The sequence below is a fragment of the Chitinophaga sp. 22308 genome (genome assembly GCF_052045305.1).
Classification (GTDB): domain Bacteria; phylum Bacteroidota; class Bacteroidia; order Chitinophagales; family Chitinophagaceae; genus Chitinophaga; species Chitinophaga varians_A.
Window position 1 is genome coordinate 137471 of the sequence record NZ_JBQEOP010000011.1, and the last position, 11872, is coordinate 149342.

Sequence of the window (11872 nt, forward strand, 5' to 3'; positions counted from 1 at the left end):
GTATGGTAAGTGAATATGATGAAAAAGCGACATCGGCACGGTTCATTATGCATGTCAACAATGACCGGCTTAAGGGAGCAGGGATGCATAAACCCACCGTGCCGATCAATACCTTTGTGTACAACAAGGGCAAAGCACAACGGGTAACCATTGATGAGATCAGTTATATGATGCCCGCAGCTTCCATCCTGCCATTGGTATCCAATCAGCATTTTGTATTTGAAGCCCCGGACCAACTGGTAGCATGGCAGTTTAACCGGGAATTCTACTGTATCGTGGACCATGATGCAGAAGTGGGCTGCGTCGGGTTCCTTTTCTATGGCATTCATCACCCCATGTTCATCAAACTGGATAAAAGCCAACAGGAAGAAATACAATACCTGGAGAAAGCATTCTCCGCAGAATGGCCGTCCCAGGACCCTTTTCAGGGAGAAATGCTGCGTACCCTGCTGAAACACCTGATCATCAAAACAACCCGTATCGCCAAACAGCAAAGCGATTGCTATCAACAGTTTTCAGATGAAAGAATGGATATTGTCCGGAAGTTTTCCCTGCTGTTGGAATGCTCATTCAGAAAGGAACACGGCGTAAAGTTTTATGCAGGCGCACTCAACAAATCAGCCAAGACACTTAGCAATATCTTTGCGCTGCTGGAACAGCCCGCCCCCTCCAGGCTTATTCAAAACAGGATCATACTGGAAGCAAAACGGTACCTTCATTATACCGGCAAAACAGCCAAGGAGATCGCTTATGAACTGGGGTTTGAAAGCCCCGCCCATTTCAGCCGTTTTTTTAAAATGTACACCGGTATCAATATCTCTGCATTCAGGGACAGTCAATCAGCAGTAGACATCCTTCCTTAAACTACACCGCCTGTGTGGTTTCCCGTTGCAGTGCGGCGGCTTCCTGCCTGTTCACGATCAACACCCGGTACATCACCACCCCGCTGGCCACGATCAGCGCCATGTAGCTGAAAGACAAGTTCTGTCCGTCTTTGGCGGGCAACACATAAATAATGCCGGCACTAAGCATGGACACCATCACATATACCAGGCCACCGGTAAGGCCTCCGGCGATGCCTGCATTTTTGGGGAACCGTTGCAGGCAGTAAGTAAAGTAGTTATTGTAAGTGAAGCCTGCTCCCACATGCACGAGGAAGGCGAATATCAGTACCGTCCACAACTGGTTGAACAGCAGGAACGTGCCCCACAGCGCAAAGGCCGCTATAAGCTGGCAGCCTATATTGACATTCATCTTGCGGACAAAGGGCTTGTTGATGGTCCCTTTGCCAACGAAACCGCCCACCATCCAGGCAAAGCCCAGGAACAGGGAACAGTAGCCTGTTACCACCGGCGACAAATTAAAATAATGTTCAATAATGAAAGGCCCTGACATGTTGTAGATCATCACCATGGTGTAAGCCAGTCCGAGCATACCGATACCCAGCGTAAAACTGCTGGTGCGCAGCATTTCATAATAGATAGACACTATCTTCGCCGGATGGAACGGTGTTTTCTGTTTGAGGGTCTCTCCGCTGAAGAACACTTCCAATACCAGCAACAGCGCGGCATATCCGCCCAGGAAATAAAAATTCGATTCCCAGCCGAAGTTCACCTCCAGGTAACCACCGATGAAAGGCGCTATGATAGGCCCGGTAGACCATATAATGGTGAAGAAGCTGAGGTAATGTTTTAATTTTTCGCCGGAGTAGAGGTCTACAAAAAGCGCTCTTTTACTCACCACCATAGCAGCGATGGTGATGCCATGCACGATCCTCATGGCATATACCACATATAAGCTGTGCGTGTTAGCGATGATACCGCATGAAATGCAGAAAAGCAACATGGACACCAGGGCTATCCTGTAGCGGCCGTAGCTGTCAAGCAATCCGCCGATGAAGAGTTGTGAAACGCCGTAGCTGATCAGGAACAGGCTAAGCGTTAGCTGTGCTTCGCTGCTGGAAATACCGAGTGCATTGGTCATGCCTGGCAGCGAGGGAATGTAAATGTCGGTGGCAAATCCCGACATGGGTATCATGGCAAAAGCGAGCAGGGTCGCTATCCCGATGTTGCCTTCCTTAATAGGTCTAACAGTGCTGGTCGTCATTTTTACAGAGGCTGGTGATTCAATTCGCTGCAAAATTAGGTCTTCATCCCCTATCTATTGACATAGTAATCTCATAAAAAATGTAGCGCTGTTCCTATAAAAAACATTTTGAAGAGAAGTTGAATTTTTGGCAAAAACATTAACAGCCGGTATGAAAACCATCATACCGGCTATCTTCATTGTTTACTTTTCTACAGCAATATTTTTATTTGCCGGCTGCGGCAAGCCCCTTTTGCAGGTCTTCCATATTCATCACAGGCTGAAATTCCAATTTGGCGTTCAGCTCCATAAAAAATGGTTCCGCAATAACCGGGATCTGAGATGGATCTTTCATATCGAATACCATGAGGCAGGTACGGCAGCCTTCTGATGCGAAGAAGTAAGTTGCTTCAGGCTTGATTTTATCGACAGTAGCTTTGATGATTTCGGGGAGACGGCCTTTTTTAATGGCTTCATTGCCGGCCGAAACTTCCATCACGACTTTTAGCATGGTACGCATAACATTTGGGGTTTGGTTATGCTGTAATTTCGCACTTTTTGCGCAGGGGAAATGTTATCCGAAAGTTATAATGCACTGCCGCCGTGGCTGCTTAGAACAGTGACATCTGTGCTTGCTGTGGTTGTTGCGACAGCTCCGGCAGCCCGAATACTTTCCTTACCACCCGGTAAAAATCCGCCTCATGTACGCCGTCATGCACATGCAGGAAGAAATAAATATCCTGCAGGCCCTGTGCCTTCCAGGCATCGAGGCGTTCCTTCCAGGCGTGGAGCCGTGTAACGTCCAGCGGATGGCCTCCCTTTGTCACGAACCGCAGGAACAGGTGCGGAATGGTATGCGCCATATGCAGACAATCACGCCTGCCGGGCGTGTCTGTCATCACCACACCAATGCCCAGCTGCTGCAGCGTACGAAAGAATTCTTCCCGCTCAGCGTTTTTTTCAAACCAATCAGGATGCCGCACCTCCACATAAAAGCGGATGTCCCGGGGCAGCTGCTCCAGGTATTTATAAAGGTTCAGCTTACGTACGGGAGAAAAATGTTCGCTCAGCTGCAGGAATACCGGCCCCAGCTGCGTTTCAAACGCCCTTATACTTTCCAGGAAAGCAGCGGTTTCCGTGCCGGCATTCAGCAAGGTGCTGTGATGACTGATGGACTGCGGTACTTTGGGACAAAAACGGAAATCGCGCCCTTTGGTCTTATCCGTCCATTTGCGGATATCATCAGGACTGTAAATTTTGTAGTGGGTGGCGTTTAGCTCCACACAGTTGAACAACCGGCTGTATTCTGCCAGAGTGTCCTTAATGTCTTTGGTATACAGGGTACCAGCATATTCTTTCCGGCTCCAGCCGGAAGTGCCTATCCTCAGCACACTATCGCCCGCAACACCGCTCAATACGGCCGTGGTAGGCCAGGCATCAGCCGGCAGGCTCAGGTCCAGTTGATCGTAAGATTGCCAAAGGGCGCCAAAATCCATGCTTTGTTGCTTTTTTTGTTAGCCGGTAAAAATACAAAAGTAAAAGCTTATTTCGCCTCCAGCGCCCGCAGCCTGTTGTCCTGTTCTTTCAGTTGCTGCTGCAAACGGATGATCAGCTCCTCCTGTGTGTTTATTTTTGTTTGTTGTGTCTCCATCTTTTTTTGCTGATCAATCAGGTACAGGGTCAGTTCTTCTATCTTCTGCATCTGACGTTGCTGCATATCCCCCAGGTCCAGCCCCTGTTTCGCAATTTCTGAGGCGGAAGGTATACCGGGGAGGTGCCCTTTTGTTTGTGTATGCTGCGCTACTTCTTTCAGGGAAGGCAATATATAGGCGGAATCAAACACAAAGTCGGCCCAGGTTTCCTGTGTCACTTTTATTCTTCTGGCACCGATAGTGCCGTCTACCGCCAGTTTGTAGGGGTTGTTGGGAGATGTCACACCAATACCAACATTCCCCGTGTAGGAGATGGCCAGGCGCGGTGCTCCGCCGGTAAAAAATTTCATACCGCCAAAGCCACTCAGCCAATAGGTTGGCCCCGCATTGGCGCTCCAGCTGTCCATGGTCCATTGCATGCCGTAGTGGGGTTGTTCCTTGTTGTCATACATCATGTGGTCAGTCATCGCCACACCAATTTTGTGTCCCAGCTCTGTCACGCTGATATTTCCGGCGACCAACAGTTGCTCGTTCGGATTATTGACACCAATACCTACTCTTCCTACTCCATCCAGAAAAATTCCCCGCTGGGAAGAATTATCTGCGTCATTCTGGATAGCGAAGACATTACTGTTTCTTAAAAAGCCCATCCCGGCTATCTTAGTGCCTGACCGGATAAACGAAAGGTGAAACTGATTATCTCCCTGATCAGTATGCCGGGTAATCTGAATTCCTTTTCCATAAACTACCGGATCATACCATTCTCCAAAAAATGCAGTCCCTTCAAATCGGGATTTGCCGGCGACATGAAGTAAAAAATCTGGCGAAGGATTGGTACCAATACCAACGGGTCCGGGGTAGGTTTGTGCATTCACGTGATACAACAGGGAGCCAGCCAGCACCAGGCCATAGGTTAAACAAATCTTTTTCATAGAGGGTAATATATTTAGCCGGGCAAGATAGCATATTTTCGTCATTAAGAAGATCAGTTCTGCGGGATCACCATCAACCATACACGTTGATGTAGACAGAACTATTCTTATCTTAGCGGCATGTCGTACACAGACTTTTGGAGTCGATAAAACAAATACATGAAAAGCCAGCCACCCATCCCGCTACATGGCAAAGAACTGCAGGACCTCGGCGTAGAACTGAAGACAGGCACCTATATACACGAGCGCATGAGGCACATCCACCGCGATGACCATTACGTTTTCCTGCTGTTGACGGAGGGTGATTTTGTGCTGGAAATTGATTTTATCGAATGGCATGTGACTGCGCCGGCGTTATGTTTCATTGCACCCGGACAGGTACACCGTTACATCCGGCAGCACCCTCGCAGCAACGGCTGGTTTCTGTTTGCCGCCCCCGGTATGGTCAGGGGAAACTGCCGCGATATTTTTGAAAACTACCAGCGGGTACAACAACAGTTTCCGCTCCCGCAGTCACCTGCTGTTTTCTTCAGCATGCCGGTATTGCAGCACGCACTGGAAGCAACCGGCCGACTCCTGAAAAAACAAATCGTGACATCACTGGCAGAAGGCATATTAGGGCTCTTCGCCGCTGAAATCATGCAACATGATTTATCCCATACCATAGCCAACAGCCGGCGGCAAACCATTACCGCAAAATTCAGGAAACTGGCAAAAAATAAATTCAGGGAACTAAAGCAGGTGCAGCAATACGCCGAACTGCTGCACATTACGCCGCTCTATCTCAACGAGTGCGTAAAAGCCGTCACCGGCTTTCCCGCCAGCCACTGGATTGCAGAAGAAGTACTGCTGGAAGCACGGCGGCTACTGTACTATACCCGCCTGGACGCAAAGCAGATCGCGTTTGAACTGGGTTACGAAGATGCAGCCTATTTCTCGCGGCTCTTTAAAAAACATACCGGCATGACACCATTGGCATTCAGGACACAAAACCATGAATTGTCCAATGATGTCCATTAATCGGCCTACTCCTCCCTTTCTTTCCATCATAGCTTTGCACTCATAATAAGCTGATAAAAAATTATGAGTACAATTGCTAAAAACAGTATGGATACCCCGGCTATGAGCTTCGGTTCCCTGGTGGCCCCGGTAGTGCTTTCCGTATTGTCTATCTTTCTGACCATTGGTGTTTCTTTCGCAGTGTTACCGAAACTGGTACACGATCAACTGGGATATGGCAACGTGATCGTTGGCGTGGTGATAGGCCTTGCCAATGCCACCGCCCTGATTACCCGTATGTACGCAGGCACGCATACGGATACCCGCGGCCCTAAGTCCGGGCTGGTACGCGGCATCATTACCACCGCCGTTGCCGGCCTGGTGTATGTTTGTTCCGCTATTGGCGGCCTCCCTCCGTTACTCACCCTGGGCCTGTTGCTTGCCGCCCGAATCCTTCATGGCATTGGCGAGAGTTTCCTCATCACCGGCGCGCTGACACTGGGTATTGGGCTGGTAGGCCCTGCCAGGGCAGGTAAGCTCATGGCCTGGGTGGGCATCTCCCTGTATGCCGGTATCGGTATGGGCGCGCCATTGGGTAATTTTGTGCACCAGTATTTTGGCGTGATGGCAGCCTTTATGCTGATCCTGTTATTGCCGGCGCTGGGCAGCCTTCCTGTATTAAGAAGCCCCGAAATAGCCACCAGTGGCAGGAAACCAGCCGTTCCGTTTTACCGGGTGTTGTCCATGATTTCAAGACAGGGCGTATCCCTTGCTTTGTCCGTGATAGGATTTGGTTGCCTCTCTTCCTTTATTGCGCTGATGTTCGCGGCCAACAAATGGGGCGGTGCTCCATGGGCGCTGAGTGTATTCGCCACTACGTATACCCTTGTCCGTTTGTTCTTCGCCTCATCGCCCGACAAGTACGGCGGATACCGGATTGCGGCCATTTCCATCGTGATCGAGATGGCAGGTCTGCTCCTGTTATGCAGCGCCGGTTCTCCGGCCATGGCATTGATAGGCTGCGCGCTCACCGGCATCGGCTTCTCCCTGATATTTCCTGCTTTAGGTGTGGAAGCGGTCAAAAAAGTTTCCCCGGAAATACGTGGCAGCGCGATGGGCGCCTATACAGCCTTCACCGACCTGGCGCTGGGCGTTACGGGCCCTGTCGCCGGGCTGATCGCCAGCAGCTACGGTTATCAGGCGATTTACCTCTTTGGCGCCGTATGCGCCGCATTGGCACTGTTGCTGATCATGATCAGAAAAGAACAATAAGCTACATACGAACAATAACCCCATCAAATCCCCGGACAGCTTCCGGGGATTTATCGTAAGCTGTCTCTTACCGGGACGGCGTCTTTGTTCCTCCTCCGTGAATACGGATAGTTTTCAGGAGCGATAATGCTTCGGGGATAAAGTAATCAGTGATGGAGTCTTTCTTTGCCGACAGCAGTTCATATGTAAGCTCTAAAGGATTTTCGTTGATGATGGTAGCTGCGGTAACTTCCTTCCGTTGCAGGGAATCTGAATAATCAAAAACCGTAATGGCATAATATCGGCCATCGATTTTTTGTATGGTGTCAAACAACAGTTTATTGCTAGTCCCCATCATTTGTGCCTCCTTTTTTACATTTTTGAGGACAGCGATGGTAATAATGCCCAGGCTGTCAATCAACGGTATCTGCACTAGTTTGGAATGCGATGGAAGTGGCTCGTCGTTCTTCACGTTCTGGCAGGCTGCCAGCAGAAATAGCGCTACGAAAGGCAACAAGTATTTCATGGTGGGATGATAGAAACGGAGGCAGGGCTCGAACCTGCGTCTATCCGGATTAAGTGCCGGAAGCTCTACCAACTGAACTACTCCGTTAGTTTTTTTCGGGGGACAGCGGCGTAGCGCCTTTCCCTGAAAAATATTTATGTTGCTTTAATATCGTTGCAAGATAGGGATTTGACACCGTAACACCATGCACCAATTCCGGCGTTGGCAGAAAAGGTACGGGCTGATGTACCCTTGGGGCGATCCAGCCGGAACGTTCCGGGTCCAGCCCTGCTGCCTTACAGGCAGCAGCCACACGCTCGCGGTTACACGTAGTTTTACCGGAAAATACTTCCCAGGGCAACGGCAGCTGGTTCCATACCGACAGGTTAGGGTCGCCTTTGTGCCCTTCCATATGATGCCATGCGGCCACATCGCCAGCTATCAGCCGCATCACTTTTCCGAAACACATCTCTTCCAGTAGGAATTCCATGCCCAGGGCATAGATGAGGCTCATCCAGCCGTCACGTGCCTTGTTCCACGCACTGGCGGTATTGTTCCAGGTAGAGGAATCGTTGCCTGACCGCACCACCATCGACTGACGGTCAAATTCGTTCGTTTGCCACAGCTCTTCCAGGAATGTGGCCACCTGTTGCAGCAGTGTGGTCCATTTACCGAGTAAAAAACCCTGTTGCTCCGGTGATAATTTACGCAGCACCTGCTGGTCCGGATATACCATGGCAATAGCCGGCCAGTTGGCAGTGTCCTGCTGCCGGGGCTGGCGTTTCGCCGGCATAATATCCCACCAGCTGGCATCCACCGGCTCATATAAACATCGTTGCAACAACATATCAGCAATTTCATCAAATGCCCGTTGTTGCCCGCTCACCGTGAATTCACTACGCAGGTTGCAGCGTGCGGTATAGTAGGCTATAAAACAAGCGCTGTTCACATCTTTCATAAAATCTTCCCGGGAGATGTCTTCCGCGAAGCCATGTTTACCGATACGCTGGAACAAACTTTTCTTATGCCCGCGGAGCATGGTATGCAGCTTCTTATCGAGATGCCGTAAACAGCGGAACAACTTATTGTACCGGCGGCGGGAAATGTCCAGGCCGGCAGCCATCCGTTCTTCCCGGTTCAGACGGTCTGTTTTATAATCACTGTATCCGGGGTTTTTATGTATTACCGCGCTCACTTTCGCTAGAAAGGCCTCTACCACCAGCGGATCGTCATAAGCCGACATATCAGTGCCATCATCTGTTTTAAACAGCTGCATGGCCCTGCTCACCTGTACCTGTGCTCCTGACACGTCTGCGAACGCCTCCAGCATGGAGGTGTATTGCCATACCTGGTTACGCAGCGCGCGGGACGCGGCTTTATCCAACAGCCGCATTTCCTTTGCGTTCAGGTCGCCCTGCAATACGTCTTTGATCAGCATCGCGATGTCTTCAGGTCGTTTCCGCCGGCGCAGGCTTTCGTATAATGTTTCCAGGTTAGATTGGGTCATTGCTTTCACTACAGAATTTCTCAAAGCTACTAAGTTCTGTCGTTTTTATTTATTTTTAAGAAAATCCCGTATATGAAGTTCCCTTACCTATTGTGCTGTTGCCTGGTCATTCTTGGCGCCCGGGCCTATGGTCAGAACATTGATATCCTCCATAAATCAGACACCTTCGAACGCAAAGGAAAACACCGCGACTTCGTTTACTGGAACAATCCGGCCGATACCGCCGGACTGGAATATGTGGCCACGCTGTCTTCCAAAGGCTCTGCCATGGGCGGCAGCTCCCTGTGGGAAATCTGGAGCCATGCCGGCAACCGGTCCGCCAGGCTGGGCTCCAATGTGTTTGTCTTCCGGTCATTCACCGACAGCGACTCCACCAGGCCGGAGCTGATCGTTGATCTTTATCTGGCCTCTGATGAAGCTCTGCAGCGCAATGCCGGCCGCGAAGAAAAAAATGTGGTATACCTCTTTGGCAACAAAGGAAAAGAGATGTCTGTAAAAGTGAATGCCACGCAGAAAGATATTCCGGCCAACGGTGTGCTACGCTTTGCGCTGCCTGCCGGTGAAGAGCTGAAACTCAATAAGGGCGGCGCTACCGGCGCCTGGAGAAATATCAGGGGAGAAGAAGGAAAAGCAGCGTTGTATTTTTCCGTATCAGGACCAGGGCTTGGCGGAGCAGTGCCTCCCGCCGGTTCTATGGGCATTTCCCTTAACAGCGGCCGTATCACGGAAATGAACCCTCATTTTGCCCGCATGATGATGGCCATACAGCAACAGAGCATAAAATAGCCTTTCAAAAAAAATCCGGCAGGTATAAAAAATAATCCCGCCAGCGCCACAGCAGGGCATCCGGAAAGATGAGCTTTGGTCAAAACACATGACCATATGAAAAAAGTAATCATCATCGGAGGGGGTATAGCCGGACTTGCTGCAGCACATGTGCTGTCGGATTTCTGCCCGGAGATATTGATTATTGAAAGGGACGGGTTGACCTCCACGCCTGAAACACGGCCCGGTACGCCGCAGGCATACCATCCGCATCATCTCACGCCGAGAGGGCGCATGATCCTGGAACAGCTTTTCCCGGGACTGAACAACGAACTGCTGGAGAACGGCGCCGCTTCGAGCCTGGGCAAAGACATCCGCTTTTATTACCCTTTCGGGGAACTGATCATGCCCGATCCCGGCAATGACGCGGCGTGCAGCCGGCCTTTCCTGGAATGGCATATCCGGCAACGGGTGCTGAAAAACAAGGGCGTCCGGTTGCTGGCAGAAACGACTGTCACTGATCTTGTCATCGACAGCGAACAAAACAAAGTATGCGGTGTGACCATCACCAGCGGCAACACTACCGCCGACATCAATGCCGATATGGTGGTAGTAGCCACCGGCTTCCATTCCCGTTTAGGCGAATGGCTTAACCGTCCTGGCTATACGATTCCCGAACCGGAATTACTGACCACCAACCTGGGGTACAGCACCCGTCACTATGCCCTCCCTCCTGCCCTTGCCCTTCCCTGGAACCTGCTGCATATCGAAAACCAGGAACAGCCCGGGGTGCCTACCTGTGTGGTAAGCATCATGGAGAACAATATCCTCGAAATCATCCTGGGCAACATCGGCGGCCTGTACCCGCCTACAGACACGGCAGGTTTTGAAGCAGCACTGGCATTGCTGGACAATCCAGTATTAAAGGAACTGCTGCAACAGGTAACACCGCTGGAAGCACCGCGTGGCTACCGGATAAAAGACGTGACGTTCCGGCATTATGAAAAAATGGCTTCGTGGCCGGACGGATTAATGGCCATAGGCGACGCTTTCTGTACGTTTGATCCTATTCATGGCACCGGTATGACCATCGCTGTGATGCAGGCAGAGCTGCTGCAAAAAAAGTTACAACATACCGGTATACTATCCCCTTCCTTTGGTAAAGATTTTATGCAGGCCGCCGCAAAAATTGTGGCCCCTGCTTGGTGGATAAATGCAGTGGCCGATACCGGTCATCCACAGGTAAAGCACCACTATACGGAAGCACAGAAAGGACTGCGGTTTGCGCATGTTTTCATGGAACAGGTGTTGCGGTTTTCCGTCAGCTTCCGTCAACCGGCTTTATTTGGATTGGTGTGGCTGGTCAGGACTTCTTTTTTATCGCCGCAGGAACTGATCAACCGGCCGATGCTGGACATGCTCCGGGAAGCAGGGCTGGCCGGCCCGCTGGACCAGCTGATACAATCCGGTGAAGTATCAGATCCCCGGCAGTGGCACCATGACCGCTGCCCCGACATCCCTGCGTTTGAAGAGGAACTTTTTATTCCCCGGGAAGTATTGAGCAGGCAATAATTCCCATATCCCCAAAGATCTCCCTGTGGGAGATCTTTGGGATTAACTATTAATAAAAAAACTGTTCGAGAATAATCTTTCCGTCTTTCACCTCGTAGAGCATGATCTCGTTCATCTGAATTCTGCCATGCGGTCTTACCGTGATGTCTGTTTCCCTTGCCACCGCAATGTGATTGCCCGTTACAATTGGCACGCTGGTATATACCCGGTGTACAGCCTCAATCCGGCCCACGAAATCATCCGCTTTTTTACGCACCGCTGTTTTACCAAAAGCGTCTTCCATATAGGGAGAACCAGCCGGTTCGATGCTCCGCACATTATCCGCAAACAATTCGTCCTGAATATCAAACCATTTTTCCTGTTGCGCGAGCTCCGTGAAACGTGCCACCACCTCCTGTGTTGTCAGTACTTTTTCTGCTATCTGTGTCATAGTGTTACCTGTTTTTTTTGTGTGATGTTTTCTCTGACAAAACTACCTCCCGCCCGCTATTTTCTACCGGGGTTAAACAGACTTTGTTACGGGTTGATCTGGACAGGTCCGCGGAAACTCCCCTGTATGACGGTTGTTACAGAATACCAGCTTTCACAGACACTCAATTTGTCA

The 11872-nt window shown here is 50.5% G+C and carries 12 protein-coding genes and 1 tRNA gene; 5 read left to right on the forward strand and 8 right to left on the reverse strand.

The window, feature by feature from the left end; genetic code table 11:
- Positions 1 to 2 precede the first annotated feature (2 nt).
- Positions 3 to 863, forward strand: a complete 861-nt coding sequence (locus ACTJJS_RS32265; RefSeq protein ID WP_440668033.1) for a helix-turn-helix domain-containing protein — start codon at positions 3 to 5, stop codon at positions 861 to 863.
- A gap of 1 nt (position 864) precedes the next feature.
- Here ACTJJS_RS32265 and ACTJJS_RS32270 read toward each other — a convergent pair whose 3' ends face one another.
- The 4 genes from ACTJJS_RS32270 to ACTJJS_RS32285 all read right to left on the reverse strand — a co-directional run bounded on the left by ACTJJS_RS32270 (position 865) and on the right by ACTJJS_RS32285 (position 4669).
- Entirely contained in the window at positions 865 to 2106 is a 1242-nt protein-coding gene (locus tag ACTJJS_RS32270; protein WP_440668035.1) for an MFS transporter, read from the reverse strand.
- A 205-nt stretch (positions 2107 to 2311) separates the two neighbouring features.
- The gene (locus ACTJJS_RS32275; protein WP_440668037.1) at positions 2312 to 2605 is read right to left on the reverse strand and encodes a DUF3303 family protein; all 294 of its coding nucleotides are present in this window, start codon (positions 2603 to 2605) and stop codon (positions 2312 to 2314) included.
- 91 nt (positions 2606 to 2696) lie between these two features.
- The gene (locus ACTJJS_RS32280; RefSeq protein WP_440668039.1) at positions 2697 to 3581 is read right to left on the reverse strand and encodes a DUF72 domain-containing protein; all 885 of its coding nucleotides are present in this window, start codon (positions 3579 to 3581) and stop codon (positions 2697 to 2699) included.
- Between the two features lie 47 nt (positions 3582 to 3628).
- Positions 3629 to 4669 carry a hypothetical protein gene (locus ACTJJS_RS32285; RefSeq protein ID WP_440668040.1) on the reverse strand — a complete coding sequence of 347 codons (1041 nt, stop codon included), beginning with the start codon at positions 4667 to 4669 and terminating at the stop codon, positions 3629 to 3631.
- 159 nt (positions 4670 to 4828) lie between these two features.
- On the opposite strand from ACTJJS_RS32285, the gene ACTJJS_RS32290 reads away from it, so the two are divergent.
- Together ACTJJS_RS32290 and ACTJJS_RS32295 are read left to right on the forward strand one after the other, a co-directional pair.
- Positions 4829 to 5689, forward strand: a complete 861-nt coding sequence (locus ACTJJS_RS32290; RefSeq protein WP_440668042.1) for a helix-turn-helix domain-containing protein — start codon at positions 4829 to 4831, stop codon at positions 5687 to 5689.
- Positions 5690 to 5752: 63 nt separating this feature from the next.
- Complete coding sequence (locus ACTJJS_RS32295; RefSeq protein ID WP_440668043.1) at positions 5753 to 6940, forward strand: MFS transporter; 1188 nt, start codon at positions 5753 to 5755, stop codon at positions 6938 to 6940.
- A gap of 67 nt (positions 6941 to 7007) precedes the next feature.
- Here ACTJJS_RS32295 and ACTJJS_RS32300 read toward each other — a convergent pair whose 3' ends face one another.
- From ACTJJS_RS32300 to ACTJJS_RS32310, 3 genes are all read right to left on the reverse strand, one after another.
- Positions 7008 to 7445 (reverse strand): hypothetical protein, encoded by a 438-nt coding sequence (locus ACTJJS_RS32300; RefSeq protein ID WP_440668045.1) that lies wholly within the window; start codon positions 7443 to 7445, stop codon positions 7008 to 7010.
- A 13-nt stretch (positions 7446 to 7458) separates the two neighbouring features.
- Positions 7459 to 7532 (reverse strand) — tRNA-Lys (locus tag ACTJJS_RS32305).
- A complete protein-coding gene (locus tag ACTJJS_RS32310) occupies positions 7531 to 8931 on the reverse strand; it encodes a hypothetical protein (protein WP_440668047.1) in 1401 nt (466 codons plus the stop codon). Before ACTJJS_RS32310 ends, ACTJJS_RS32305 begins: the two co-directional genes overlap by 2 nt.
- Before the next feature lie 72 nt (positions 8932 to 9003).
- Here ACTJJS_RS32310 and ACTJJS_RS32315 point away from each other — a divergent pair, with 72 nt between their 5' ends.
- Positions 9004 to 9717 (forward strand): hypothetical protein, encoded by a 714-nt coding sequence (locus ACTJJS_RS32315; protein ID WP_440668049.1) that lies wholly within the window; start codon positions 9004 to 9006, stop codon positions 9715 to 9717.
- A gap of 96 nt (positions 9718 to 9813) precedes the next feature.
- Positions 9814 to 11268 carry an NAD(P)/FAD-dependent oxidoreductase gene (locus ACTJJS_RS32320; RefSeq protein WP_440668051.1) on the forward strand — a complete coding sequence of 485 codons (1455 nt, stop codon included), beginning with the start codon at positions 9814 to 9816 and terminating at the stop codon, positions 11266 to 11268.
- 49 nt (positions 11269 to 11317) lie between these two features.
- On the opposite strand, the gene ACTJJS_RS32325 is transcribed toward ACTJJS_RS32320, so the two are convergent.
- On the reverse strand, positions 11318 to 11698 hold the full coding sequence (locus tag ACTJJS_RS32325; RefSeq protein ID WP_440668053.1) for a SnoaL-like domain-containing protein: 381 nt from the start codon (positions 11696 to 11698) through the stop codon (positions 11318 to 11320).
- Positions 11699 to 11872 lie beyond the last annotated feature (174 nt).

Coding starts and splice junctions, on each gene's coding strand:
- ACTJJS_RS32270 (WP_440668035.1), bottom strand. CDS start 2,106: ATGACGACCAGCACTGTTAGACCTATTAAGGAAGGCAACATCGGGATA.
- ACTJJS_RS32280 (WP_440668039.1), bottom strand. CDS start 3,581: ATGGATTTTGGCGCCCTTTGGCAATCTTACGATCAACTGGACCTGAGC.
- ACTJJS_RS32295 (WP_440668043.1), top strand. CDS start 5,753: ATGAGTACAATTGCTAAAAACAGTATGGATACCCCGGCTATGAGCTTC.
- ACTJJS_RS32315 (WP_440668049.1), top strand. CDS start 9,004: ATGAAGTTCCCTTACCTATTGTGCTGTTGCCTGGTCATTCTTGGCGCC.
- ACTJJS_RS32300 (WP_440668045.1), bottom strand. CDS start 7,445: ATGAAATACTTGTTGCCTTTCGTAGCGCTATTTCTGCTGGCAGCCTGC.
- ACTJJS_RS32290 (WP_440668042.1), top strand. CDS start 4,829: ATGAAAAGCCAGCCACCCATCCCGCTACATGGCAAAGAACTGCAGGAC.
- ACTJJS_RS32275 (WP_440668037.1), bottom strand. CDS start 2,605: ATGCGTACCATGCTAAAAGTCGTGATGGAAGTTTCGGCCGGCAATGAA.
- ACTJJS_RS32310 (WP_440668047.1), bottom strand. CDS start 8,931: ATGACCCAATCTAACCTGGAAACATTATACGAAAGCCTGCGCCGGCGG.
- ACTJJS_RS32265 (WP_440668033.1), top strand. CDS start 3: ATGGTAAGTGAATATGATGAAAAAGCGACATCGGCACGGTTCATTATG.
- ACTJJS_RS32325 (WP_440668053.1), bottom strand. CDS start 11,698: ATGACACAGATAGCAGAAAAAGTACTGACAACACAGGAGGTGGTGGCA.
- ACTJJS_RS32320 (WP_440668051.1), top strand. CDS start 9,814: ATGAAAAAAGTAATCATCATCGGAGGGGGTATAGCCGGACTTGCTGCA.
- ACTJJS_RS32285 (WP_440668040.1), bottom strand. CDS start 4,669: ATGAAAAAGATTTGTTTAACCTATGGCCTGGTGCTGGCTGGCTCCCTG.